We start from the raw sequence: 23,402 nt of genomic DNA, 5'->3' as shown, positions 1-23,402 counted from the left end.
TTCGGTTTCCCGAAGCCCCCACATGAAGGACCGATGTGCCGGATCAGTTGCTGACGAGAATTTCAGCCTCCTGAGCGGCTGTCAGCTCGTCCATGCTGACTTCGCCGTCGGCGTCGGTATCGACCTCACCGAAGACATCTTCGGTCAGGTCCGGATAGGCGACCATCAGCTCTTCCATCGAATAGCTGCCATTGCCATCGGTATCTTCCACCGCAACCTGCGCGTACGCCAAACCGGCAGTCAGCGCGACGGCGGTTCCAAGGGTTACAATCAGAGTTTTCATTCGGGTTTTCACTCCAAAGCGGACGTTGCCGCAGACAACGGCTCAATGCCGTCGCAAGCCGATATAGCAAGCCATTTTGCCGCCACAAGATACTGAAATAATTGCGTGAACATCGACCGGCGACTTGCCGCGCATGGCTTCTTTGGGCCCCAAATATCTCGGGGAGTTTGAGGGGCTGGCCCCTCAATCCTGACCTATCCCATCGCGCGCAGACGCTTGATCAGGCTCGATGTGTCCCAGCGCCCGCCGCCCAGCTTCTGCACGTCCTTGTAGAACTGATCGACCAGAGCTGTCACCGGCAGCGATGCGTTCACCTCATCCGCCGTATCGAGACAGATGCCCAGATCCTTGCGCATCCAATCCACCGCAAAGCCGTGATCGAAGTGATCGTCGATCATCGTCTCGTAGCGGTTCTGCATCTGCCAAGACCCGGCAGCGCCCTGGCTGATCACCTCGACCACCGCGCGGCCATCGAGACTGGCTTTCTCGGCGAAATGCAGCGCCTCGCTCAGCCCCTGCACCAGCCCGGCAATGGCGATCTGGTTGCACATCTTGGTCATCTGACCCGCACCGCTTTCGCCGATGCGGCGGCAGATCCGAGCATAGGCGTCGATGATCGGCTCGGCCTTGTCATAGGCTGCCTGATCGCCGCCACACATGACGGACAAGACGCCGTTCTCGGCGCCCGCCTGACCACCGGAAATCGGCGCATCGACAAAGGCGATGCCGCGCTCCGCCGCAGCTTCGTAAAGCTCACGCGTGACCTTGGCCGACACCGTGGTGTGATCCACGAAGATCGACCCTTCCGCCATACCCGCAAACGCGCCATCCTCGCCCAGACATACGCTGCGCAGGTCGTCATCATTGCCGACGCAGGACATGACGAAATCACAGCCCGCGGCGGCTTTGCGCGGTTTCACCTCGTGGGCGCCGCCGAATTCATCGACCCAGGATTCGGCCTTGGCCGTGGTCCGGTTGTAGACGGTCACGTCATGTCCGGCTTTCATCAGATGGCCCGCCATCGGGTATCCCATGACCCCCAAGCCCAGGAATGCCACTTTCGCCATGCTCTTCTCTCCCTCTCGTCCGTGGTAATTTTCTGCTGCCTTTACCTGACGCCGCACCGCCCCCTTGGCAAGGGGCTGCGTGTTCGGTAGGGGCTTGCCAGACATCCGCAATTGGGTCCGCAGCCCGGTGTGAAAGGTGATAGAGACGTGGCGCTGATCTTCAGAACACTGGTCTGGCTGACGACGGCCTTTCTCGTTCTGGCGACGATCGGGGTGCTGACGGTCTATTACCTCGCCTCGCGGTCACTGCCCGATTACGACAAGACCATCCCGGTGTCGGGGCTGACGGCCGATGTCGAGATCGTGCGCGACAATTCGGGCGTGCCGCATATCTTCCCCGCCTCCGACCGCGACGCGTTCTACGCCCTGGGCTACGCCCATGCGCAGGACCGATTGTGGCAGATGACCCTGTTGCGTCGCACGGCGCAGGGCCGCCTGTCGGAACTCTTCGGCACCCGCACCGTCGAAACCGACAAGCTGCTGCGACGGCTCGATCTCTACACCTTGGCGGTCCAATCGGTCGAGTCGCAGGATGACCGGACCCGCGACGCGCTCGATGCCTATGCCGCCGGGGTGAACGCCCGCATCGCCGAGATCAACCGCGACAGCCTGGGCCGCGGCGCGCCCGAGTTTTTCGTCTTCAGCGCCCCGCTGGCCCCGTGGCAACCGGCGGATTCCCTCGCGCTGATCAAGCTCATGGCGCTGCAACTGTCGAGCCACCTGAAAGAAGAAGTGCTGCGCGCCCGTACCTCACTTCTGCTGCCCGACGAAAACCGCCTGGCCGACCTCTTGCCCGACATTCCCGGACCCGGCGTGGCGGCGTTGCCGGAATACGCGCAGCTCGTCCCGAACGTGCCCGCCACGACGCAGTTCGCGCAAAGCGGCCCCGATCCGCTCTTCTGGCCCGTCGCGCCGCGCGGGCTGGCCGGGGCGTCGAACGCCTGGGCCGCCGATGCCAGCCGGTCCGCCACCGGATCGACCCTGATGGCGAACGATCCGCACCTGACCTTCACCGCGCCCGCCACATGGTATCTGGCGCGGCTGGAATTGTCGTCGGGCGGCGTGATCGGTGCCACGATCCCCGGAATTCCCGCGATCATGGCGGGACGGTCCGAAGCCATTGGCTGGGGGCTGACATCGTCATATCTCGACGATCAGGACATCTTCATCGAAGAGCTCAACCCAGAAAACCGCGAGGAATATCGCACGCCCGACGGCTACAAGACCTTCACCACCCGGCGTTCGATCATCGAGATCAAGGACGCCGATCCCGTCACCCTGACCCTGCGCTGGACGGATAACGGCCCGGTCCTCCCCGCCACCCAGTTCGATCTCGGCACGATCACGCCGCCGGTTCATGTTGCAGCGCTCAGCTGGACCGCGCTGAGCGGACGCGACACGTCGATGTCCGCCGCCATCGGGCTGATGTATGCGCAATCCGTCGAAGAGGCGCTGGAGGTCTCGGAAGCCTATGTCGCACCGTCACAGAACCTCACCGTGATCGACGCCGACACCATCGCGATGAAGCTCGTGGGCGCCATGCCCCGCCGGGACGCCGCGCACCAAAGCCAGGGGCGGATGCCGTCGCTGGGCTGGCGGGCCGAGAACCGGTGGCAGGGCATCTTCCCGGATGACGCCAACCCGGTTTTTGTCGATCCCACCGGCGGCATCGTCGGCAACACCAACAACAAGATCGTCGACCGCCCCTTCCCGCTGCATGTCAGTTTCGACTGGGGCGACAGCCAGCGTGTGATGCGCTGGCAGGGTCTGATGCAGGGGCGTGAAGTCCACACGCGCGACAGCTTCATCGAAGCCCAGCTCGACACCGTGTCGATCACCGCGCGGTCGCTTCTGCCGCTGATCGGCGCGGATCTGTGGTTCACCGGCGAAGCGGCACCCGAAGGCACCCCCGAACGTCTGCGCCAGCGCGCGCTGGAGCTTTTGGCCAACTGGAACGGCGAGATGAACGAACACATGCCCGAACCGCTGATCTATTCGGCCTGGCTGCGCGCCCTCCAGGAGCGGTTGATCCGCGATGATCTGGGACCCTTGGCATCAGAGTTCACCCGCGTGGAGCCGCTCTTCATCGAACGCGTCTACCGCGACGTGGACGGGGCAAGCGCGTGGTGCAACGTGATCCGGTCCGCCGCCGAAGAAACCTGCACCGACATTGCCCGCCTCGCGCTTGACGATGCGCTGGTCTGGATTTCGGAAACCTACGGCACCGCGCTCGAATCCCTGCGCTGGGGCGACGCGCATCAGGCGACGCATGACCATCCCGTGCTGGGTACCGTGCCGATCCTGCGCTATTTCGTGAACATCCGGCAAAGCACCTCGGGTGGCGATCACACGCTGATGCGCGGGCGCGGATCGGGTGAAGGGCCAAACCCGTTCCTGAACGAGCACGGCGCGGCCTATCGGGGCGTCTATGATTTCGCCGATCCCGACAGTTCGGTCTTCATCCTGTCCACCGGGCAATCGGGGCATTTCCTGTCCCGGCATTACGACAATCTGGGCATCCTGTGGCGGCGCGGCGAATATATCCCGATGTCGCTGGACGCGGATCTCGCGCGGGCCGCATCGGTGGGTGTCACGCGGTTGGTGCGGGAATAGCCGGTTTCGAATGGCCTTTGGCCATCCGACGGGCGCGCGCTGCGCGCGCGGTTCGGGGGCGCTGCCCCCGCCGCCCTGCGGGCGCCTCCCCCGAGGTATTTTCAGCCCAAAGAAACCGTTTCAGAGGGTTTCGAACTGGCGGGCGTCCTTGGCGGACCAGCGCACCGTGAGCGTGTAGCCGGTCTCGTCCTGCGTTTCATGTTCGACCAGGGCCTTTTCGAACAGCCAGGCGCGCTTGCGGCCCTCATCAAAAGATAGGTGCAGAGTTTCCTCGCGGCGATCCCCTTCGAGGATGCGGTTGACGGCGCCCAGAAGCGCATCCAGCCCCTCGCCCGTCAGAGCGGAGGTGGCGAAAACCGCGTCGTCCCGGTCCGCGCGTGCCTGTGCCGCCTCGCGGGCCACCTCTTCCATCGCGTCGATCTTGTTCCAGACCTCGAGCAGTGGGGTGGTTTCGGTCACGCCGAGTGAGTTCAGGATGTCCCGCACGTCCTGCGCCTGTTCCTCGGTGGCGCTGTGGCTGATGTCGCGCACGTGCAGGATCAGGTCGGCGGCCAGCACCTCTTCCAGCGTGGCACGGAAGGCCGCGACCAATTCGGTGGGCAGGTCGCTGATGAAACCCACGGTGTCGGACAGGATCACGTCCGGCCCATCCGGCAGTTTGACCGCCCGCATGGTCGGGTCGAGCGTGGCAAAGAGCATGTCCTTGGCCATCACCTCGGCCCCGGTCAGCCGGTTGAATAGCGTCGATTTCCCAGCGTTGGTGTAGCCGACCAAGGCGACGATGGGGTACGGCACCTTGGCGCGTGCGGCGCGGTGCAGGCTGCGGGTCTTGACCACCTTGTCGAGCTGGCGGCGCAGGTTGACAAGGTGGTCGTCGATGGCGCGGCGGTCAGCTTCGATCTGGGTTTCACCGGGACCACCGACAAAGCCAAGCCCGCCGCGCTGGCGTTCCAGGTGGGTCCAGGCGCGCACCAGCCGGGTGCGCTGATAGCTGAGCGCGGCCATCTCGACTTGGAGCACGCCTTCGCGGGTCGCTGCGCGGTCACTGAAGATTTCGAGGATCAGGCCGGTCCGGTCCAGAAGCTTGACGCCCCACGCTTTTTCCAGATTGCGCTGCTGTACCGGCGTCACGGGTCCGTCCACCAGAACAAGCTCGACCTCGCGCTCCTTGAACAGCGCCTCGAGTTCCTTGATCTTGCCGGACCCGAACAATGCCCCCGGTTGCGGCTTGGGCAAGCGCACAACGGTGCTGCCCACGACCTCCAGCCCCGGCAATGCGGCAGCCAAGGCGACGGCTTCGGCCAAGGCAGGTTCGGCTGCCCGGCGCGACCGGTCGCTGGTGATGTCAGGATGCAGGACCCAGGCTGGGGTCACATGCGCCTTATGTTCCCTCAACTGTCGCCTTCGCCGTCATAAAGGTTGATCGGCTGTGCCGGCATGATGGTCGAGATCGCGTGTTTGTACACAAGCTGAGACTGACCATCGCGGCGCAAAAGCACGCAGAAATTGTCGAACCAAGTGATAACGCCCTGCAATTTGACGCCATTGATGAGAAAAACAGTCACCGGCACCTTCGTTTTTCGGACGTGATTGAGAAATGCGTCCTGAAGGTTCTGCTTGTCAGATGCCATAATAATTGCCTTTGTTCTTGCTTATGCCGTGCAGACAGCCGTGATTTGTCGCCACTATGTCGTGGGGTTCACGTAAATTCCAGAGGAAAAACAAGGAATTTCGGCAAGTGTGCGCGTATGGGTCAATCGCGCCAGAGATCCGGTATCAAAATGACCACCAACGCAAGCATTTCGAGCCGCCCCATGATCATTGCCAGAGCGGCGATCGCCTTAGGTCCCGGCCCCAGTTCGATGAGGGTCAAACGTCCCGCCTGAACCACGTCGACCAGCGGTCCGCAATTGGTCAGGCTGGCCACGGCAAGCACCAGCGCCTGTTCAAACCGGATGCCGAACGCCGCGAAGACGACGGTGGTGGCGGCAAGAGTGATCGCGAAGATCATGAAGAACACCCAGGCGATGAAAGCGCCCTCGCGCCGTGTGCGCCTCGACACCAGGCCCGACCGCCCGATCGAGGAGGGGTGCACAAGCCGGTCCACCTCGCGCATGCCATTCATGATGAGCGCAAAGACGCGCATCAGCTTCACTCCGCCCGCCGTCGTCGCCACGCCCCCGCCGATGAGGGCCAGCCCCATGAGGATCAGCCCCGGCGTTTCGAGCCCGGACCAAGCCTGCGCGTCGACCCAATCGACGCTGGAAAAGCCGTGGGTTGTGAGAAACGACAAAACCGTGAAGGCCGCGCCCCAGAACGCACGCAGCGCGGCGATGATGTTGTTCTGGTCACCGATGTCCAGCGCCGCCACGAAATGTCTCAGAAAGAGCAGCGTCGGCACCGACAGAACGATCGCCAGCCCGAGCCGGAATTCGGGATCGTAAAACAGCCCCGCCCTCTGCGCGCTGCTGCTGGTGTCCTGCGAAAAGGTCACACGCGACAGTGCAAACAGCAGGAACACCGCCATGATCGCCTCTCCGGCAAGGCCGCTCTCGGCCCCAGCGGTGCCGCCCACGGGAGAGATGCCCGAGGTCGACATCACGCTCATTGCATGGGTCAGCGCGACGAACGGCGTGTCTCCGGACACCAGAAGCAGCACCCAAAGCGCCAGCGTCAGCAGCGCGTAGGCGGGCACCAGCACGGCGGCACTGCGCGCCAGACGGCTGGCCGGGTTGGCGGTGTCCCGACGTGCGGCCCCGGCCACAACATCCTGCCCCGGCTCGCCCAAAGACGTCACCTCGAACCCGCCGAGGTTCAACGGCGCCAGGATCGCCGCGGCCGCCACCCACATGAGCAATCCGCCCATCCAGCCCACCTGCGCGCGCCATAAATGTTCGGCCATCGACAGACGCTCCGGCGCGAAAAGCGGCAAGCCGGTGGTCGACAGGCTTGATACCATTTCCAGATAGGCGTTGAGGAAGGACGTGGTCTGAACCGACTCGTAAAACGGCACGGCGAGAAACGCGGGCAAAACCACGAAACTGCCCAAGAGCGCCAGAAGTTGCCGGATCGCGTTGCGGTTATGCGGCCGATTGGCCAGCGCGAAGCCGACCAGTAGGCAGAAGATCACCCCGATCAGCCCGGAATAGAAGAACGACCGCGCGTCCTGGAATGCCTCGCCCCAGAGCGCGACGCTGGCGGGGACGATCATCGACACCGACGCAAGTCCCGTCAGCAGCAGCAACAGCGGCAGGCGATAGAGCAGCGCCATGGATCAGAAGAAGTCGATCGACACCTGAAGCAGGCGTTCGACCTCCGGCACATCTTTGGCCAGCGTGAAGAGCACGACCTGGTCGCCCTCTTCGATCACCATCGCCCCGGTCGGACGCTTGACCTTGCCCGCCTTACGCACCGCGCCGACGATCACCCCTTCCGGGAAGTCGATATCGCGCAGCTTCTGGCCCGCCATGGGCGACGTGGACAGAACTTCCGCCTCGATCACCTCGGCCTCGGCATCGCCGATGGAATAAACCGCCCGCACCCGGCCGTGCCGGAAGTGGCGCAGGATCGAACTGACCGTGACAGAGCGCGGGTTGATATAGGCGTCGATCCCGAGCAGCTCCATCAGCGGTTCCAACGTGGGATCGTTGATCAAGGCGATCGCCATGCGGGCGCCTTCGGACTTGGCACGCACCGCGGCCAGCATGTTGGTCTTGTCATCGTCGGTGACGCAAAGGACGGCGTCGGCCCGTTCGATATTGGCCTCGGCCAGCAGCGCCACGTCCAACCCGTCGCCATTGAGAACGATGGTCCGCTCCAACGCCTCGGCGGCGCGTTCGGCGATCTTGCGGTTGCGCTCGATCACCTTGACCCGAACCCGGTCGGTCCGCGCCTCGAGCTCCTTGGCCACCATCAACCCGACATTGCCGCCGCCGATGATCACGACCCGCTCCTGTTTGCGGTGGGTCTTGCCGAAAATCTCGAGCGTCCGCCGAACGTCCTCGTTGTGGGACATCACGTAACAGGAATCGCCCGCGAAGATCTGGTCCCCGGATTCGGGCGCGAACAATGTCCCGTCACGCCGGATGCCCACCACGATCGACCGCAGCGTCGAGAAGAGATCGGTCAACTGCTTGAGCGGCGTGTTGATGATCGGGCAATCCTCGTCGATCGTCAGCCCCATCAGCGCCGCTTCACCATCGAGAAACTTTTCCGTATCGAATGCCGCAGGCGCGTTGAGCCGTTGCAACGCTGCATCCGCTACCTCGGTCTCGGGGCTGATGACCACGTCGATGGGCATGTGATCGCGGCGGTAGAGATCCGAGTAGATCGCCGTCAGATAAGATTTCGACCGCAGCCGCGCGATCTTGCGGGGCACCTCGAACACCGAATGCGCCACCTGGCAGGTCACCATGTTGACCTCGTCCGAATGGGTCGCCGCAATGATCATGTCGGCGTCCCGCGCCCCCGCCTGATCGAGCACATCCGGATAGGACGCGAACCCCGCGATCCCCTGCACATCGAGCGCATCCGTCGCCCGCCGGATCAGATCGGCATTGTTGTCCACCACGGTGACGTCATTGCGCTCCCCCGAAAGGTGCCGCGCGATCTGCCAACCGACCTGACCTGCTCCGCAGATGATGACTTTCATGACTTCGCCCGCGGACGGGCCCCTTGGCTATGGCGCAGGCTCTTGTGTGGCAGAGGTCCGGGGTGGGGTCAATTGCGCAGGATGCTCCCGTTGGGTGAGTGTTGCGCCCGCTGTTTCCTGCTCGGAGATTCAGACACCGCTTTTTAACCATGCGAGCCGAACGGGGCGAATGACAGCTAGGAGTTCATCTTACCCGATGCTGCATGCCGTCCGAACCTCTCCTAATGCGCAACTTTCGGGTCGCTTCTTCGAGGCTGGCGCAGATATGTCTTGTCAGACATTGAAGGGACCGAACCATGCCAGTTTTTGAAGGAATTCCGATCGAAATTGCAGACGCATACCGCTCCGGATCGCCAGACGCGTATGGTAACGCCCCCGAGAGAAAGATCAGTGATGGAGATGCGCCTTGCCGCTGTTGTCTACGCCTTGTTCCTGAAGGCGAGGAAATGCTGGTCATCGCATACCGTCCTTTTTCCACATTGCAACCTTACGCGGAAACGGGACCAGTTTTCCTGTGCGGTAAGTTTTGCGCGCCGACTACCACAACGGACTTGCCTGCAATCCTCACCTCGCCGGACTATCTCCTGAAGGGATATTCCTCGGACGAACGCATCATCTACGGCACGGGACGCATCACGCCGGTCGAGCAGGTGGCGAGCTACGCGGACGCGCTGCTTACCCAGGACGACGTGGCATTCGTCGATTTGCGATCCGCCAGGAACAATTGCTGGCAGGCGCGGCTCACAAGCGAACGATGAAGAGATAAAAAACAGACGATTTGCGACCGTTTGCGCACCCCAGCGAAGACCATCTTCGTCCCGCAATGCAGATTTTGGAAGGAGATTAAGCAGACACTTCCATCCAACCCAAACCACCTAAAACCCGAACCTTAACAAACCCTTAATACGCCCGCATCGGACCCAATGTTTCGCGCGCGAAACAATAGGTCCAACCGGACCTATCCGCCCAAAATCGAGCACCACAAAGGCTGCATCATTCGTACTTCAGTCCGACAATTCCTTGGTTTCAGCGGTATGCCGGAACTCGGACAAGCCCGTGAAACCCTCATCCTGAAGTCTTTTGGCAAGTGTGTCGGATACGAAGAAAGAGAAAGTTCCCAACGATAGGAACATCTCACTCCACGCATGATGCACCCCGATCTCGTCGCTATTCAGCGCAACCTGCCCGTCAGGGTCTGACAACCCTTTGCAAATGCCACGCGCATTGTACGGTCCACTCAGCCCTTTCTCCAACGTGTCCAGTCGGTTGCCCAGGAACATCAGATGGTAGCTCCCATAGGGCACATCATCCTTGCCGATCGTCACCTCGATGGGCAGGAACTGATGCACGCCCGGTTCAAGCTCCTCGAACACGCCCCGCGCTCGCTCTGATACAAGGGCTATGCTGCTCAGATGGTGGAAATCCAGTTTCGGATATAGCATGACGCTTGCACCTTCGCGGCGGGCACGCGTCGGCATGTTTTCGGTGCTCGCCCATTTTCCGACATTGGAAGACGCGTTTCCGAAATGCAGCCACCCGGAGTCCTGCGTCTGGTCCTCCAGCTTGATCAACCGTATATCGCCATCCAACGGTCGAATGTTCGGCTCAGGAACGTGTGTGTCGACCGAATAAACTCCGTATGAAACTCGATATGCCAAAGGATGGTCCTGACTGCCGTGATGCTTTCTGTGCATAACGCAATTTCACAAGGCTTAACAAACCCTTAATAGGTCCGCATCGGACCCAATGTTTCGCGCGCGAAACAATAGGTCCAGAACGGACCTATCCCGATCCTCCCTCTCGCTTTCCAGCGTTTCACTCTTGCTGGCGGGCCTGCCTTCTGTAGGCGCGGGCTGACTCGGGTGTTTCCCAGTCGAACCGGGCGTCCTCGGACACCCGTCCGAACCAAAGTTGCCCCTGTCCCAACCGCCACGGGTCGAGCACGACGCCCTGCTCCATCGGCTGACCGCGCGCGGTCAGGATCACCGTTGCATGTTCGAGCCGCAGGTTGCGCGCGTTTGCGATGGCTCTGTGGATCTGCAACGTCCGAAGCCCCTCGGCCTGCAACACCCTATGCATGGCGTCCGCGAAATCCTGGCAGACGCCTTTCTCGCGCAATCCGTTGACCACTTTGAAATTATGGATGAGCGGAGGATCGACCACCCGCCAGTCGCGCGCCCAGGTCAGAGGCGCGGTCACGGCCACCCGCGCCGCGCGTGCAGCCTCGACCGGATCGACCGACGGCACCAGCGCCATCAGCATCGCGGTCACGTCGGCGACCTTCTGATCGATCTCGGCCTCTACGCCCGTGTCAGGCCCGGCGTCTATCAGGTGCAGGCCCTGCGGGACCTGCGCTGGGTCGGACGGGGCGCAGGCGGCAAGCAAGGTCAGACCGATCGCGGCCCCTATTCCGAGACCACGACGTGTAAGCGTCATCCCACCTGCGCCTCCTCGTCCTCGAGATAGGCCACCCGGCTGCCCGCCTTGGAGCTTGTCACAACCCCCAGCGACTTGAGCTTGCGGTGCAGCGCGCTGCGTTCCATCCCGACAAAGCTTGCCGTGCGGCTGATATTGCCCCCGAAACGGTTGATCTGGGTCAGCAGATATTCGCGCTCGAACGCCTCGCGCGCCTCGCGTAGCGGCATGGTGGCGAGCGTGCCCGACAGCACCACGCGGCCCTCTTCGTCCTCGGCGGGGCTGGTGTCTTGCGGCAGCTCCTTGGCGGCGATGTCGCCCGTACCGTCGCCCAGGATCAGTACCCGTTCGATCAGGTTCTTCAACTGGCGTACGTTGCCGGGCCAGACCATCGTCTGCAACAGCGCCACGGCGTCGGGGCTGAGCGCGCGCTTGGGCAGGCCCTGCGTCTGGTTGAAGAGGTCGATGAAATGCGCGGCCAGCATCGGGATATCCTCGCGCCGGTCCTCGAGGCTCGGCACCGAGATCGGCACGACATTGAGCCGGTGGTAGAGTTCTTCGCGAAACGTTCCCGCGGCGATTTCGTTTTGCAAATCGCGGTTGGTGCTTGAGATCACCCGCAGATCCACCCGCACCTTGTCCGCGCCGCCAACGCGCTGGAACTGCTGGTCCACCAGAACGCGCAGGATCTTGGACTGGGTGCCAAGCGGCATGTCCGCCACCTCGTCGAAATAGATCACGCCGCCATGCGCCTGTTCGAGCAATCCCGGCTCAACGCCGCGTTCCGGCGTTTCGCGGCCGAACAGCACCTCTTCCATCGTCTCGGGTGCGACACCGGCACAGTTCACCGTCACGAAGGGCGCGCTGGCGCGGTTGGAATGGGCGTGGATGTAGCGCGCCGCCACTTCCTTGCCGCTGCCGGCAGGGCCCGACAACAGCACACGGCCGTTGGATTTGGTCACCTTGTCGAGATTCGACACCAGCCCGCGATAGGCTGCACATTCGCCGACCATCTGCGCCACATCCGTCTCGCGGCGGCGCAGCTTGTTGTTCTCGCGACGCAACCGGCTGGTCTCCATCGCGCGGCGGATGACGACGAGCAACTGGTCGATATTGAACGGCTTTTCGATGAAATCATACGCCCCCTGCTTGATCGCAGCGACCGCGATTTCGATATTCCCGTGCCCGGAGATGATGACCACCGGCACGTCCGGGTTGTCGCGTTTGACGGTCTTGAGAATGTCGATCCCGTCCATCTTGCTGTCTTTCAGCCAGATATCGAGAATGAGAAGGGACGGCTCCTCGGCGTTGATCTCGGCCATCGCCTCCGAGGAGTTCCCGGCCAGTCGGGTCGTGTAGCCCTCGTCCTCGAGAATGTCACCGATCAGTTCGCGGATGTCGCGCTCGTCGTCTACAATCAGAATATCGCTCATTGCCTCATCCTCATATCTGTGGATCGTCACGTTTCTTTGTCAGTTTGGTTGCTCTCAGCGGGGTTGGATCGACGAGAACCGGCAGTCGGACCACCGCCATTGCCCCGCGCCGCCCGGTGTCGTCGAATGCCTCCGCCTGTTCGAGCGTCAGCGTGCCGCCATGTTCCTCGATGATCTTCTTCACAATCGGCAGGCCCAGCCCGGTACCTTTCTCGCGCGTGGTCACATAGGGTTCGAAAAGGCGCGACGGGTCTTCGGGCAGGCCGATGCCATTGTCGGCGATCCGGATTTCGGCCATGTCATCGGTATGCACGCAGGAGATACGAATTTCCGGCGAGACACTCTCCTCTGGCCCCGTTTCGACATAGCCTTCAATGGCTTCCCCAGCGTTCTTCACCAAATTTGTGAACGCCTGCCCGATCATCGTCGCGTCAATCTCGGCCGGAATGCCATGATCCGGGAGGTCCACGTTGAAGCGCACCTCGGGCTGGCCCGCCTCTTGCAACAGAACGACGCTTTGCAGGATCTCGACCACGTCCTCGGGTTTGCGCTCGGGTTCGGGCATCCTTGCAAACTTGGAAAACTCATCAACAATTCGGCGCAAGTCATTGGTTTGACGCACGATAACTTCGGTCAACTGTTCAAGCCTTTCGGCATCTTCACCGGCAAGCTGTTTGCGAAACTTGCGCCGGATGCGTTCCGCCGACAGCTGGATCGGGGTGAGCGGGTTCTTGATCTCGTGCGCGATGCGCCGCGCCACGTCGCCCCAGGCCGCCATGCGCTGCGCGCTCACAAGGTCTGTCACATCGTCGAACGCGATCACGTAGCCTTCGAGCCCACCATCTTCGCGGCGGCGCGTGGACAGGCGCACCAGCAGGTTTTCCAACCGGCCCTCGCGGCTGACTTTGACCTCTTCCTGCGCGGTTTCGATGCCCTGCTCGCGCAGGCGGTCGAACAGCGGCCCGAACTCCGGCACCGCCATCGTGATCTCGACGCTACGCTGGTTCTCGTGCCAGGCCAGCAGCCGTTCCGCCGACCGGTTCACGAAGGTCACGCGTCCATCCGCATCGAGACCGACAACGCCTGACGTGACCGAGGTCAGCACGGAGTCGAACAGCCGCTGTCGGCGTTCGATCTGGCGCGTGTTGTCCAAAAGCGTTTCGCGCTGGCCCTTGAGCTGCCGAGTCATCTGGTTGAAGTAACGCCCCAGCATGGCGATTTCGTCGTCGCCCTCTTCCTCGAGCACTTTCACGTCCAGATCGCCCGACCCCACGCGTTGCGCCGCCCCCGCCAGACGGCCCACCGGGCGGCTCAGCCGTTCGGCGAACCACAGGCCCAGCCAGATCGCGGCAAGGATCAGCAGAAACGCAAAGCCCAGGTAAAGCAGCGCAAAGTCGAACAGGACACGGCCCCGGTCGTTTTCCTGCTGCTGATAGAACCGCGCGGTTTCCTGCGTGTCGTCCAGCAGGTTGAGGATCTGGCCATCCACTTCGCGGGTGATGAAGAGGTAACGATCTGTAAATGCGCGCAGCGGGATCAGCGCGCGCAATTCGTTGTTGTCCCAATCCTGAACAAGAGAAATGCCGATCTCGGCCGCTTCGGCGAACACATCCGGTGTGGGGCGTTCGTAGTCGAACAGGTAAGACCCTTCGCCCCGCGCGCGGATTTCCCCTGCGCCGTCAATGACATAAGCCTCACGCAGCCCGCGCTGGATCTGGGCCTGCCCCTGGCTGAGCGCCTGCCGCAACTCGCCGTCGTCCATGATGAAGGTCGCGCGGCGGTTGGCATCCAGAAACGCGGCCAGCGCCTGCGCGTCCTGTGTCAGCCCTTCGCGGTGTTCCTGCTCGTAGGCTTCGGCAGCGGAGAGCGACGCGCCCACGACGTTGCGGACCCGCTCCGAAAACCAGGTCTCCAAACCGATATTGATGGTGAGCACCGCAAAGACCGCCACGGTGATGGTGGGCAGCAACGCCATCAGCGCAAAAGCGCCGGTCAGGCGCAGGTGCAGGCGCGATCCGGCGGATTTGGCCCGCCGCGCCGCGATCAGGGTGGCGACTCGGCTGAGCACCAGCGCCGCCAGAAGAAGCATGTAGACAAGGTCTGCCAGCAGCACGAGCCGCAGGTTCAGCTGCGCCCCGGCGCCTGTATCCAGTGGCCCCAGAACGAGGATTGTCGCAATGGCAAGAACGGGTCCGAGGATCACCAGACCAAGGGTCATGGCGTTCTGATAGCGCCGTTGCCGACGCATCCGGCTCAGCCGGGTCCAAGTCCAAGAGCGTGCCCAGGTGGCCACAGCCAACCCCCGCCTAGATGTGCCGCGCAGTCCGGCTACCGCCATATTTTGTGTTTCCGGCCAACTGCGTCACCGCCAGAACACTATTATGTGGCAGTTTTACATCAATTTGCGGCGTCGTGTCACCTGAATATCGAGGTCGGTGATCTTCTTTCTGAGCGTATTTCGGTTAATCCCAAGCAAATCCGCGCATTTTGCCTGATTTCCACCCGTCGCTTCGAGCGCGATTTCGATCAGAGGCGCTTCGATCTCGCGCAGGATTCGCGGATAGAGCCCCGGCGGTGGCAACATCGTGCCATGAAGGTCGAAGTATCGGCGCAGGTGCCGCGCAACTGACGTGCTGAGCTTTTCGCTGTCGCCGCCGCGCAGGACGGGGCCGGTCTCGGGCTGGTTGCCCAGCACGTTTTCCACCTCTGCGCGGGTGATCTCGTCGGCGCGGGAGGTCAGGCTGAGCCTGCGCACCACATTTTCAAGCTGTCGCACGTTGCCAGGCCAGCTATAGGCTCGGAAGAGATCCGCCGCGTCTTCGGAGAGCCAGCGTTTCGCCCCGCCATCGCGTTCGCCACGGGCGAGGAAATGCTCGCTGAGCAAGGCGATGTCGTCGACGCGTTCACGCAGGGAGGGCACCGCGATCGTCGCCCCGCTGATGCGATAGTAGAGGTCTTCACGCACGCCACTGTCCGAGATCCCCTGCCCCGGATCGGTCTGGCTGGTGGCGATGAAGCGGGGCACGTTGTCGCCGGGTCCGTCCATCATCCGCACGATGCGGGCCTGCACCTCGTCCGGGACATCGGCCAGTTCGTCGATCAAAAGCGTACCGCCGCGCACCCGTGCCAGAACCCGCGCAGGGCCTTCGATATCGGCCAGATCGCTGGCGGTGACGGTCACGAAGGGCAAGGATCGCCGGTCCGAGAAATCGTGCAACGCCTTGGCGATGAGCGATTTTCCAGTGCCCGACTCGCCGCAGATCAGCACCGGCAGGTCGGTGTTCATGACCTTGGCCACCAAGCGGTAAAGCGCCTGCATCGCCGGGGTCTTGCCGATCAATGGGAGGTCATCCGGCGCATCATCGGGCACCGGGGCGCTGCTTGGCCGTGCCACACGGCTGCGCGAATCGAGCGCCTTGGCGGTGCGCTTCATCAGGTCAGGCAGATCAAAGGGCTTGGGCAGGTAGTCGTAGGCTTCGGCCTCGGCCGCTTGGATGGCCGTCATGATGGTGTTCTGAGCCGAGATCACGATCACCGGAAGATCGGGACGGTCCTGGCTGATCTTGGGCAACATCTCGAGCCCGTTGCCGTCGGGCATGATGACATCGGAGATCACCACGTCGCCCTTGCCCTCGGCCACCCAGCGCATCAGCGTGGTCAGCGAGGACGTGGCGTGAACCTTGCAGCCTGCCCGCGTCAGCGCCTGGGTCAAAACCGTTCGGATCGTGCGATCGTCGTCTGCAACAAGTACCGTGCCGTCCATCAGTGTGGCTCCTTTTGTTTTCGCGGCGCTTGCGGCAGCGAAATGCGAAAGCGGGTGTGGCCTGGAACGCTATCGACCGCGACCCAGCCGTCATGATCCGAGATGATCTTGCTCACCAGAGCGAGTCCAAGCCCGGTGCCATTCTCACGCCCCGAGACGAACGGGTCGAACACGTCGCCCTTTATGTCGGGCGGCAGCCCGGGGCCGTCGTCGATGACCTCGACCTGCAAGGGCAGCGATTGGCCAGAACCATCGGCGCGGCGCAGGCTGTAGCTGTGTTCGTAATAAGTATGCAGGCGGATCTTGCCGCCGGTTTTCGGATCGGCTGCTTCGGACGCATTCTTGATGAGGTTCATGAACACCTGAAGCAGCTGGTCGCTGTCCCCCAGCGCCAGGGGCAGAGAGGGATCGTAATCCTCGATGATGGTCATATGGGCGCCGAACCCGAGAAGTGCCGACCTGCGTGCGCGGTCCAGCACATCGTGCAGGTTCACCGGCTTTCGCTCGGGCGCGGACAGGTTGCCGAATTGCTCTACCTGTTCGAGCAGTTTCACGATCCGGCGGGTTTCCTCGACGATCAGATCGGTCAACTCGAGGTCCCCGTTGGTAAGATTCATGCTGAGGAGTTGCGCGGCACCGGTGATTCCGGCGAGCGGGTTCTTGATCTCGTGGGCCAGCATCTCGGCCATGCCGATGGCGGATTTGGCGGCGGATTTGACGGACTGGCTCTGGTTCACCCGTCCGGCCAATTCGCGCGGGCTGATGAGCAGGATCATGCAGCCGTCCTGTCCTTGCATCGGCGCGAATTGCAGGTTGCACACCAAAGGCGGCCGCGATCCCGGTCCGACATCCACGTCGTTGACGAAGAGAGGCGTGCCGTTCGCGCGGGCGCGGGCCAGGCTGTTTTCCATCGGCGCGTCGACGGTCAGCCGGTCCCAGATCGGCTGGCCCCGCAGCCATTTGGCCGAGTTGTTCATGAAGCCTTCAGCGGCCGGGTTCATGTCGAGGATGTTCTCGTCCGCGTCGATCACGATGGCGGGCACCGGCAGCGACGACCAGATCAGGCGTTCGTCGACCGGTTTCGGCATGTCGGGCGTTTGCTCGGTCATGCGGCCTGCCTCGCATCGGTGAGAAGCGCATCAGGCAAGGACGCGAAGACGGAACGTGGATCTTTGGCGGTCAGGATGGATTTGCGCAGACCCGGATCGGTGTCCGCGTCGTCCATGTACCAGCCCAGATGTTTGCGCGCGACGCGGGCCCCAAGCTCCGCGCCGTAGAAGGACAGCATCGCGTCGTAATGCCCGGCCACCATGTCCACCAGAGCCTGACCTTCGGGGATGGTCGGGCGGCGTGCGCCGTAGAGATCCGCCGCGATCTGCGCCAACACCCACGGCCGCCCCTGCGCCCCGCGACCGACCATCACGCCATCCGCGCCGCTCTGCTTGAGTGCAGTACGGGCCGTAGCGGTGTCGACGATGTCGCCATTGGCGATGACCGGGATCGACACCGCGTCCTTGGTGGCACGGATCGCGGCCCAATCGGCGCGGCCCTTGTAGAACTGGCAGCGGGTGCGCCCGTGAATGACGATCATGGCGATGCCGAGCGCCTCGGCCCGTTGTGCGAGCTCGGCGGCGTTGTGCGAGGCATCATCCCATCCCAGCCGCGTCTTGAGCGTGACCGGCACCGACACCGCCCCGACCACCGCGTCGATCAACCGGCAGGCATGATCCAGATCGCGCAAGAGCGCCGAACCGGAATAGCCACCCACCACCTTTTTCGCAGGACAGCCCAAATTGATGTCGATCACCTGCGCGCCCATCCCTTCGACCATGCGCGCAGCCTCGGCCATCGCCTCGGGCGTGCGGCCCGCAAGCTGGACCGACGTGTTGGCGATCCCTGCCCCAAGCTCGGCTTTTTCGCGGGTGCCCGGGCGCGCGGTCAGGAATTCGCCACTGGCGATCATCTCGGACACCACGCGGCCCGCCCCGAACTCCGAGACAAGGCTGCGGAACGGCAGGTCCGTGATCCCGGCCAGAGGGGCCAGCAACACGGGGGGAGAGATCAGATTTTCTGGAACCGACGGTGTCACCGCTGCAATCCTTGATTGATGAGTTTCAGCTACGCTGTGCCAGCACGCCATTCAATGATATTAGCCTGAAAAACAGACCGCCACCTGACCTCTGCCTAATTTTTAGGCACGAGCCTCGGGGCGATTGCACAGGCCCCGGACAAACCTTAGACACGCGGCAGGATTTCAAGGGATTTGCATATGAAAGTGCGGCTCGGCAATGGCTATGACGTTCACAAGTTCGGGCCCGGCGATCATGTCGTCCTCTGTGGTGTGAAAGTCCCGCATGATCAGGCGCTTATGGGTCATTCGGACGCGGATGTCGGCATGCATGCGATCACCGATGCGCTATACGGTGCATTGGCAGCGGGCGATATAGGTCGGCACTTCCCGCCTTCGGACCCGCAGTGGAAGGGCGCCGCCAGCGAGATATTCCTGAGACACGCGGTGAAGATGGCGCGGGATGCGGGATACGAGATCTGCAACGTGGATTGCACGCTGGTGTGCGAATTTCCGAAAATCGGACCCCATGCCGACGCGATGCGCAGCACTTTGGCCGACATCATGGGGATGCCCGTCGGCGATATCTCGGTCAAAGCGACAACGTCGGAAAAGCTGGGCTTCACCGGGCGCGGTGAGGGCATTGCGGCGCTCGCCACGGCGGCGTTGGTGGCGACATGATGAAGCTTGTCGCCACCTTCTTCGGCGTGGGCTTTCTGCGGCCTGCTCCCGGGACATGGGGGTCGCTGGCGGCCTTGCCGGTCGCCTACGCCATTCTGTCCTTCGCCGGATTCTGGCTCTTTGTAAACCTGACCTTTTTCGTCTTCATGTCCGGCTGGATCGCCACACGGGAACTGACGCGCGACGGCAAGGATCATGACCCATCCTATATCGTGATCGACGAAGTGGTCGGACAGTGGATCGCCCTGTTTCCAGTGGGTTACGGCGCGATGATGATGTCGGTTGAGCTATGGCAGCTCTATCCCGGCTGGATTGCCGCTTTCGTGCTGTTTCGCCTGTTCGACATCTGGAAGCCGTGGCTTGTGGGCAAGGCCGACGCACGCGGGGACGCGCTGGGGGTGATGCTGGACGACGTGATCGCGGGGGTCTTCGCCGCTGTCGGTGTCATCGCCTTCGCCGCCTTGTTCCATCTGGTGCTGATGTGACCGCCCCCCTCGCCGACACGCTTCTGAAGCTGGCCATCGACGCGGGCGTCACCGTGACGACCGCCGAAAGCTGCACAGGCGGCATGGTTGCCGCGGCGATCACCGATGTCGCCGGATCCTCCTCCATGTTCGAGCGCGGCTTCGTCACCTACTCCAACGCGGCCAAGGTCGAGATGTTGGGCGTGTCGCCAGAAACGTTGGAGGCGCACGGCGCGGTGTCGGAAGAGGTGGCGCGCGAGATGGCGCAGGGCGCGTTACGCGCCGCCAAGGCCGCCGTCGCAGTGTCGATCAGCGGCATCGCCGGCCCAGGCGGGTCCGAATTCAAACCCGAAGGGCGCGTCTGCTTTGGACTTGCCACGGACGCGCGGATCGAAAGCAAAACCATCGAATTCGGCGCGCTCGGCCGCGCAAATGTCCGTCTGGCGGCGCGCGACGAAGCCCTGTCTTTTCTGATAGCGGCGCTGCGAGAGCTTCAGGTATAAAGCTCTGCCGCGCGGCGCTCGAAAGCGCGGACAATGCGCTGCATCGCCTCGTAAAAGAACATGCCCGCCGCCCCTTGCAGGATCCGGTTCTTGAATTCGAAATCGACGTAGAAGGTCACTTCGACCCCGTCTTCGACATCCTTGAATCCCCAATTGGAATGCATGTGCCGAAACGGGCCATCCAGGTATTCGGTGTCGATCTTTTTCTGCTCGGGCCAGAGCACCACACGGCTGCCGAAGCGTTCCCGGAACACCTTGAAGCTGATCACCAGATCGGCCAGCATTTCCTCGTGATCGCCACGATCCTCGCGCGAACGGATGCGGGCCGCCGCCGTCCAGGGCAGGAATTTCGGGTAATTCGACACGTCCGCCACCAGATCGTACATCTGCTGCGCCGTGTACGGCAGGGTGCGGGTTTCTGAGTGTGTGGGCATCTGCTCTTTTGTTTTGACCGTGACAGTGGGCGGGGATGTCGTATTGTGCGCCCGGAAAATCAAGGGAAACCTATGTCAGAGCGTCCTTATGTCATCGACGAGATGATTTCGGCCAAGGCCATCGCCGCGCGGATCGAAGAACTGTCGAACGCGATCACGGAAGAATTCCGCGACACCAACAAGCTGGTCGTGGTCGGGCTGCTGCGGGGCAGCTTCGTCTTTATTGCCGACCTGGTGCGCGAACTGGACCTGCCCGTCGAGGTGGATTTCCTCGAGGCGTCCTCTTACGGCGACAGCATGGAATCGAGCCGCGAGGTGCGCATCCTGAAAGACCTACGCGGCCAGATCGAAGGCCGCGACGTGTTGGTGGTCGAGGATATCGTGGACACCGGGCACACGTTGAAACACGTCGTCGGCCTGCTCGAATCGCGCAATCCGGGGCGGCTTCGGACGATCGCCCTGCTCGACAAACCATCGCGGCGGGAGACGGATGTGGCAGCGGATTGGATCGGGTTTTCGATCCCGGACGAATTTGTCGTCGGCTACGGCATCGACTACGCGCAGCGCAACCGCAACCTGCCCTATATCGGCAAAGTGCGCTTCCCGGAGGTGTGAAAGGGAGCTTCTTCATCGACGGCTGGGCTAACCAGTGGCCTTTACGGCATCGCGGCTGGCAAGATCGCCCGCAATTGCCGGGATGTGCGGTTGTAGCAGTTTCTCCATCTTGTCCATGACGCTTTGCAACCTTTCGCTCCCCGCAAGATCGCGGTGACAAGCAATCCAGACCGGCACGAGAAAGTCTGGCGCGTCGCTGGCCACCCGCTCAAGACCCGGGGTCGCATCCCCAAGGATGCAGGGCAAGATCGCTTGAGCGTTGCTTTTGCCCAGCATCTGGGTCAGCAGGCAGAAACTGTCGGCGCTGGCGATTACCTGTGCAGAGTCGACTTCTCGGGCCATCCATTGCGCCGGACCGGATCGTTCAAGCGCACCGGCCATGCCCAGCCAGCCTTGCGCGTCGCTGCGCTTGGCCCTGGCGTAGACACTGAATCGCATCTCTGTGAATGACCGACCGACAAGGTCATCGTGCAGCACCATCGCCGGGCGCAGCGCAATGTCGGCATGCAATCGCGCCATGTCGAGATGCGCGTTGGACGACAGGTAGGTCAGCCGATCCGGCGCAACGCGACGCGCCAGGGCCGGGTAGATCCACGCCAGTACCGTCTGGCAGAACGTGTCGGTCGACGTGATGCGCCAGGTTTTGCCCACCTGGTTCGACTGGCCCTGCATCAGCGCCTCTGCCGAGGATATGTGCTGGGCTGCAAGCCGTGCCGCCTCGATCACCGGGGCGCGATTGGGACGCAGGCGGTAGCCGCTGCGATCACGCTCGAAGACCGGCCCGCCGCAAGTTTCCTCGAACGACGCGATGCGGCGCAGGACGGTGGCATGATTGACGCCCAAGACCTTGGCCGCCGCATTCACCGACCCTGTTTCGGCCACGGCCAGAACAAATCGCAGGTCGTCCCAAATCAGCTTGTGCATGTATGCGGACCCTTTTTGCAATTTCTAACAATTAAATTGCACCACAAGCGAGGCATACTAGATTTTACGTCATACAATTTTCAGGGAGTATGAATTGATGAAGAAGAGCCTCACATTCGCGATCGCGTTTGCTGCACTGGGCTGTGGCACCGTCGCCTACGCGCAATCCGACTTTTCCGCTCAGCTGAAAGCCCGTCAGGGGCAGTTCCGGATCATGGCGATCAATCTCGGCATCCTCGGTGACATGGCGCAGGGCAAGACCGAGTACGACGCCGAAGCGGCGCAGGCTGCGGCGGACACTCTGGTTGCGGTGTCGATGATTCAGCAGGCCCCGATGTGGCCCGAAGGGTCGGACGATATGTCCATCGATGGCACCCGTGCGCAAACGACCATTTGGGAGCAAAATGACGATTTCCTGTCCAAATGGTCCGATTTCGGTAAAGGCGCGCAGGCGATCCAGGCCGCGGCATCCGGCGGAGTCGAAGCGCTCGGGCCGGCAATGGGCACGATCGGGGGAACCTGTAAGGCGTGTCACGACACCCACCGCGCCCCTGAAAGCTGATCCCTTCTGATGGCGCGTGGTCTGATTGTTACCGGCCTGGGCCTGGCCGCCGTTGTGGCGGCCGGATTGTTCGTGACGCGAGCCACGCCCGTCGAAAGTGCGGCTTTCGACGGGATGGAGGCGGACCCGGTCAACGGCGAAACCGTCTTCATCGCGTCGGGCTGCGCCTCGTGCCACGCAGCCCCGGACGCCGAGGGTGATGCCAAGCTGATCCTCGCCGGTGGCCAGAGGTTCGAATCGGATTTCGGCACCTTCATCGCGCCCAATATCTCGACACATGCCGAGGCCGGGATCGGCGGTTGGACGCTGACCGACTTCGCCAGCGCGGTAAAGCGCGGTGTTTCACCGGAGGGTCGGCACTATTACCCCGCCTTCCCCTACGCCTCTTACGTCCACATGACCGATCAGGATGTTGCCGATCTCTGGGCCTATTGGCAGACGCTTCCCGCCGACGAAACGCAAAGCCAGTCGCACGAGGTGGGCTTTCCCTTCAACATCCGCCGTGCCGTCGGTGTCTGGAAGCAGCTCTATCTGACCGACACGTGGGTTCTGGCCGCTGCGTCTGAACCGGACGTCGAACGCGGTCGCTACCTTGTCGAGGCTTTGGCCCATTGTGGCGAGTGCCACACGCCACGCACGATGCTTGGCGGCATGGATCGCGATCAATGGCTCGCCGGTGCGCCGAATCCGTCCGGGCGCGGCACGATTCCGTCCTTGACGCCGGACGATCTGACCTGGGGCCCGACGGAAATCGCGTATTACCTGCAAACCGGGTTTACCCCCGATTACGACAGCGCGGGCGGTCACATGGTGGCGGTGATCGAGAATTTTGCCAAACTCCCCGAAGGCGACCGCACGGCGGTGGCTGCCTATCTCAAGGCGTTGCCGTAGCCAAAGCCTTCGAAGGCTTTGGCGGCATCCTTTGA

23 protein-coding genes are annotated in these 23,402 nt (G+C 62.6%); 8 read left to right on the top strand and 15 right to left on the bottom strand.

All coding sequences use genetic code 11. The features are described from left to right. Positions 1-43 precede the first annotated feature (43 nt). Both Q1B16_RS13090 and Q1B16_RS13085 read right to left on the bottom strand, forming a co-directional pair. Positions 44-283: an EF-hand domain-containing protein gene (locus tag Q1B16_RS13090; RefSeq protein WP_299789276.1), complete on the bottom strand. Its 240-nt coding sequence runs from the start codon at positions 281-283 to the stop codon at positions 44-46. 194 nt (positions 284-477) lie between these two features. Continuing rightward, positions 478-1,350: an NAD(P)-dependent oxidoreductase gene (locus Q1B16_RS13085; RefSeq protein WP_299789273.1), complete on the bottom strand. Its 873-nt coding sequence runs from the start codon at positions 1,348-1,350 to the stop codon at positions 478-480. 147 nt (positions 1,351-1,497) lie between these two features. On the opposite strand from Q1B16_RS13085, the gene Q1B16_RS13080 reads away from it, so the two are divergent. Beyond that, entirely contained in the window at positions 1,498-3,963 is a 2,466-nt protein-coding gene (locus Q1B16_RS13080) for a penicillin acylase family protein (protein ID WP_299789898.1), read from the top strand. Between the two features lie 120 nt (positions 3,964-4,083). On the opposite strand, the gene hflX is transcribed toward Q1B16_RS13080, so the two are convergent. From hflX to trkA, 4 genes are all read right to left on the bottom strand, one after another. Beyond that, positions 4,084-5,337, bottom strand: a complete 1,254-nt coding sequence (gene hflX, locus Q1B16_RS13075; RefSeq protein WP_299789270.1) for a GTPase HflX — start codon at positions 5,335-5,337, stop codon at positions 4,084-4,086. 17 nt (positions 5,338-5,354) lie between these two features. Continuing rightward, positions 5,355-5,594, bottom strand: coding sequence for an RNA chaperone Hfq (gene hfq, locus Q1B16_RS13070; RefSeq protein WP_299789267.1), 240 nt, complete (start codon positions 5,592-5,594; stop codon positions 5,355-5,357). Positions 5,595-5,716: 122 nt separating this feature from the next. Beyond that, entirely contained in the window at positions 5,717-7,234 is a 1,518-nt protein-coding gene (locus tag Q1B16_RS13065; protein ID WP_299789263.1) for a potassium transporter TrkG, read from the bottom strand. A 3-nt stretch (positions 7,235-7,237) separates the two neighbouring features. Beyond that, a complete protein-coding gene (trkA, locus tag Q1B16_RS13060) occupies positions 7,238-8,614 on the bottom strand; it encodes a Trk system potassium transporter TrkA (protein WP_299789260.1) in 1,377 nt (458 codons plus the stop codon). Positions 8,615-8,910: 296 nt separating this feature from the next. On the opposite strand from trkA, the gene Q1B16_RS13055 reads away from it, so the two are divergent. Then, positions 8,911-9,372 (top strand): DUF1203 domain-containing protein, encoded by a 462-nt coding sequence (locus tag Q1B16_RS13055; RefSeq protein WP_299789257.1) that lies wholly within the window; start codon positions 8,911-8,913, stop codon positions 9,370-9,372. Positions 9,373-9,618: 246 nt separating this feature from the next. On the opposite strand, the gene Q1B16_RS13050 is transcribed toward Q1B16_RS13055, so the two are convergent. The 7 genes from Q1B16_RS13050 to dusB all read right to left on the bottom strand — a co-directional run bounded on the left by Q1B16_RS13050 (position 9,619) and on the right by dusB (position 18,314). After that, positions 9,619-10,272 (bottom strand): DUF1629 domain-containing protein, encoded by a 654-nt coding sequence (locus Q1B16_RS13050; RefSeq protein WP_299789254.1) that lies wholly within the window; start codon positions 10,270-10,272, stop codon positions 9,619-9,621. A gap of 157 nt (positions 10,273-10,429) precedes the next feature. Beyond that, complete coding sequence (locus Q1B16_RS13045) at positions 10,430-11,050, bottom strand: hypothetical protein (protein ID WP_299789251.1); 621 nt, start codon at positions 11,048-11,050, stop codon at positions 10,430-10,432. Beyond that, positions 11,047-12,462, bottom strand: a complete 1,416-nt coding sequence (locus Q1B16_RS13040; RefSeq protein WP_299789248.1) for a sigma-54 dependent transcriptional regulator — start codon at positions 12,460-12,462, stop codon at positions 11,047-11,049. Before Q1B16_RS13040 ends, Q1B16_RS13045 begins: the two co-directional genes overlap by 4 nt. A 10-nt stretch (positions 12,463-12,472) precedes the next feature. After that, positions 12,473-14,680 (bottom strand): PAS domain-containing sensor histidine kinase, encoded by a 2,208-nt coding sequence (locus Q1B16_RS13035; protein WP_299789245.1) that lies wholly within the window; start codon positions 14,678-14,680, stop codon positions 12,473-12,475. 174 nt (positions 14,681-14,854) lie between these two features. After that, a complete protein-coding gene (locus Q1B16_RS13030) occupies positions 14,855-16,225 on the bottom strand; it encodes a response regulator (protein ID WP_299789242.1) in 1,371 nt (456 codons plus the stop codon). Then, positions 16,225-17,334: an ATP-binding protein gene (locus Q1B16_RS13025; RefSeq protein ID WP_299789239.1), complete on the bottom strand. Its 1,110-nt coding sequence runs from the start codon at positions 17,332-17,334 to the stop codon at positions 16,225-16,227. Before Q1B16_RS13025 ends, Q1B16_RS13030 begins: the two co-directional genes overlap by 1 nt. Further along, positions 17,331-18,314, bottom strand: coding sequence for a tRNA dihydrouridine synthase DusB (gene dusB / locus Q1B16_RS13020; protein WP_299789236.1), 984 nt, complete (start codon positions 18,312-18,314; stop codon positions 17,331-17,333). Before dusB ends, Q1B16_RS13025 begins: the two co-directional genes overlap by 4 nt. A gap of 180 nt (positions 18,315-18,494) precedes the next feature. Between dusB and ispF the strand changes: the two genes are divergently transcribed. Genes ispF through Q1B16_RS13005 form a run of 3 tightly spaced genes read left to right on the top strand, consistent with a single transcriptional unit; the run spans position 18,495 to position 19,941 of the window. After that, the gene (gene ispF, locus Q1B16_RS13015) at positions 18,495-18,974 is read left to right on the top strand and encodes a 2-C-methyl-D-erythritol 2,4-cyclodiphosphate synthase (protein WP_299789233.1); all 480 of its coding nucleotides are present in this window, start codon (positions 18,495-18,497) and stop codon (positions 18,972-18,974) included. Then, a complete protein-coding gene (locus Q1B16_RS13010; RefSeq protein WP_299789895.1) occupies positions 18,974-19,459 on the top strand; it encodes a phosphatidylglycerophosphatase A in 486 nt (161 codons plus the stop codon). Before ispF ends, Q1B16_RS13010 begins: the two co-directional genes overlap by 1 nt. After that, entirely contained in the window at positions 19,456-19,941 is a 486-nt protein-coding gene (locus Q1B16_RS13005; protein ID WP_299789230.1) for a CinA family protein, read from the top strand. Before Q1B16_RS13010 ends, Q1B16_RS13005 begins: the two co-directional genes overlap by 4 nt. Here the strand turns inward: Q1B16_RS13005 and Q1B16_RS13000 are convergent. Beyond that, on the bottom strand, positions 19,932-20,375 hold the full coding sequence (locus Q1B16_RS13000; RefSeq protein WP_299789227.1) for a type II toxin-antitoxin system RatA family toxin: 444 nt from the start codon (positions 20,373-20,375) through the stop codon (positions 19,932-19,934). The two genes, Q1B16_RS13005 and Q1B16_RS13000, sit on opposite strands and share 10 nt — an antisense overlap. A gap of 72 nt (positions 20,376-20,447) precedes the next feature. Here Q1B16_RS13000 and hpt point away from each other — a divergent pair, with 72 nt between their 5' ends. Beyond that, positions 20,448-20,990, top strand: a complete 543-nt coding sequence (hpt, locus tag Q1B16_RS12995) for a hypoxanthine phosphoribosyltransferase (RefSeq protein WP_299789224.1) — start codon at positions 20,448-20,450, stop codon at positions 20,988-20,990. 27 nt (positions 20,991-21,017) lie between these two features. Here the strand turns inward: hpt and Q1B16_RS12990 are convergent, their stop codons facing one another. Then, positions 21,018-21,914 carry a LysR family transcriptional regulator gene (locus Q1B16_RS12990; RefSeq protein ID WP_299789221.1) on the bottom strand — a complete coding sequence of 299 codons (897 nt, stop codon included), beginning with the start codon at positions 21,912-21,914 and terminating at the stop codon, positions 21,018-21,020. A 97-nt stretch (positions 21,915-22,011) separates the two neighbouring features. Between Q1B16_RS12990 and Q1B16_RS12985 the strand changes: the two genes are divergently transcribed. Together Q1B16_RS12985 and Q1B16_RS12980 are read left to right on the top strand one after the other, a co-directional pair. Then, positions 22,012-22,476 carry a cytochrome c gene (locus tag Q1B16_RS12985; protein WP_299789218.1) on the top strand — a complete coding sequence of 155 codons (465 nt, stop codon included), beginning with the start codon at positions 22,012-22,014 and terminating at the stop codon, positions 22,474-22,476. A gap of 9 nt (positions 22,477-22,485) precedes the next feature. Continuing rightward, positions 22,486-23,367, top strand: coding sequence for a cytochrome c (locus Q1B16_RS12980; RefSeq protein ID WP_299789215.1), 882 nt, complete (start codon positions 22,486-22,488; stop codon positions 23,365-23,367). The last annotated feature ends 35 nt before the right edge of the window (positions 23,368-23,402 follow it).

Source organism: uncultured Marivita sp. (assembly GCF_947488135.1).
Taxonomy (GTDB): domain Bacteria; phylum Pseudomonadota; class Alphaproteobacteria; order Rhodobacterales; family Rhodobacteraceae; genus Marivita.
This window is presented reverse-complemented; position numbering and strand designations above follow the sequence as displayed.

What these genes read in the sequence shown, in the direction of transcription:
- Q1B16_RS13000 (WP_299789227.1), bottom strand. Translation starts at nt 20,375, where the DNA reads ATGCCCACACACTCAGAAACCCGCACCCTGCCGTACACGGCGCAGCAG.
- trkA (WP_299789260.1), bottom strand. Translation starts at nt 8,614, where the DNA reads ATGAAAGTCATCATCTGCGGAGCAGGTCAGGTCGGTTGGCAGATCGCG.
- Q1B16_RS13055 (WP_299789257.1), top strand. Translation starts at nt 8,911, where the DNA reads ATGCCAGTTTTTGAAGGAATTCCGATCGAAATTGCAGACGCATACCGC.
- Q1B16_RS13065 (WP_299789263.1), bottom strand. Translation starts at nt 7,234, where the DNA reads ATGGCGCTGCTCTATCGCCTGCCGCTGTTGCTGCTGCTGACGGGACTT.
- Q1B16_RS13025 (WP_299789239.1), bottom strand. Translation starts at nt 17,334, where the DNA reads ATGACCGAGCAAACGCCCGACATGCCGAAACCGGTCGACGAACGCCTG.
- Q1B16_RS13090 (WP_299789276.1), bottom strand. Translation starts at nt 283, where the DNA reads ATGAAAACTCTGATTGTAACCCTTGGAACCGCCGTCGCGCTGACTGCC.
- Q1B16_RS13045 (WP_299789251.1), bottom strand. Translation starts at nt 11,050, where the DNA reads ATGACGCTTACACGTCGTGGTCTCGGAATAGGGGCCGCGATCGGTCTG.
- Q1B16_RS12990 (WP_299789221.1), bottom strand. Translation starts at nt 21,914, where the DNA reads ATGCACAAGCTGATTTGGGACGACCTGCGATTTGTTCTGGCCGTGGCC.
- Q1B16_RS12980 (WP_299789215.1), top strand. Translation starts at nt 22,486, where the DNA reads ATGGCGCGTGGTCTGATTGTTACCGGCCTGGGCCTGGCCGCCGTTGTG.
- Q1B16_RS13010 (WP_299789895.1), top strand. Translation starts at nt 18,974, where the DNA reads ATGAAGCTTGTCGCCACCTTCTTCGGCGTGGGCTTTCTGCGGCCTGCT.
- Q1B16_RS12985 (WP_299789218.1), top strand. Translation starts at nt 22,012, where the DNA reads ATGAAGAAGAGCCTCACATTCGCGATCGCGTTTGCTGCACTGGGCTGT.
- ispF (WP_299789233.1), top strand. Translation starts at nt 18,495, where the DNA reads ATGAAAGTGCGGCTCGGCAATGGCTATGACGTTCACAAGTTCGGGCCC.
- hpt (WP_299789224.1), top strand. Translation starts at nt 20,448, where the DNA reads ATGTCAGAGCGTCCTTATGTCATCGACGAGATGATTTCGGCCAAGGCC.
- Q1B16_RS13030 (WP_299789242.1), bottom strand. Translation starts at nt 16,225, where the DNA reads ATGGACGGCACGGTACTTGTTGCAGACGACGATCGCACGATCCGAACG.
- Q1B16_RS13085 (WP_299789273.1), bottom strand. Translation starts at nt 1,350, where the DNA reads ATGGCGAAAGTGGCATTCCTGGGCTTGGGGGTCATGGGATACCCGATG.
- hfq (WP_299789267.1), bottom strand. Translation starts at nt 5,594, where the DNA reads ATGGCATCTGACAAGCAGAACCTTCAGGACGCATTTCTCAATCACGTC.
- Q1B16_RS13035 (WP_299789245.1), bottom strand. Translation starts at nt 14,680, where the DNA reads ATGACCCTTGGTCTGGTGATCCTCGGACCCGTTCTTGCCATTGCGACA.
- Q1B16_RS13040 (WP_299789248.1), bottom strand. Translation starts at nt 12,462, where the DNA reads ATGAGCGATATTCTGATTGTAGACGACGAGCGCGACATCCGCGAACTG.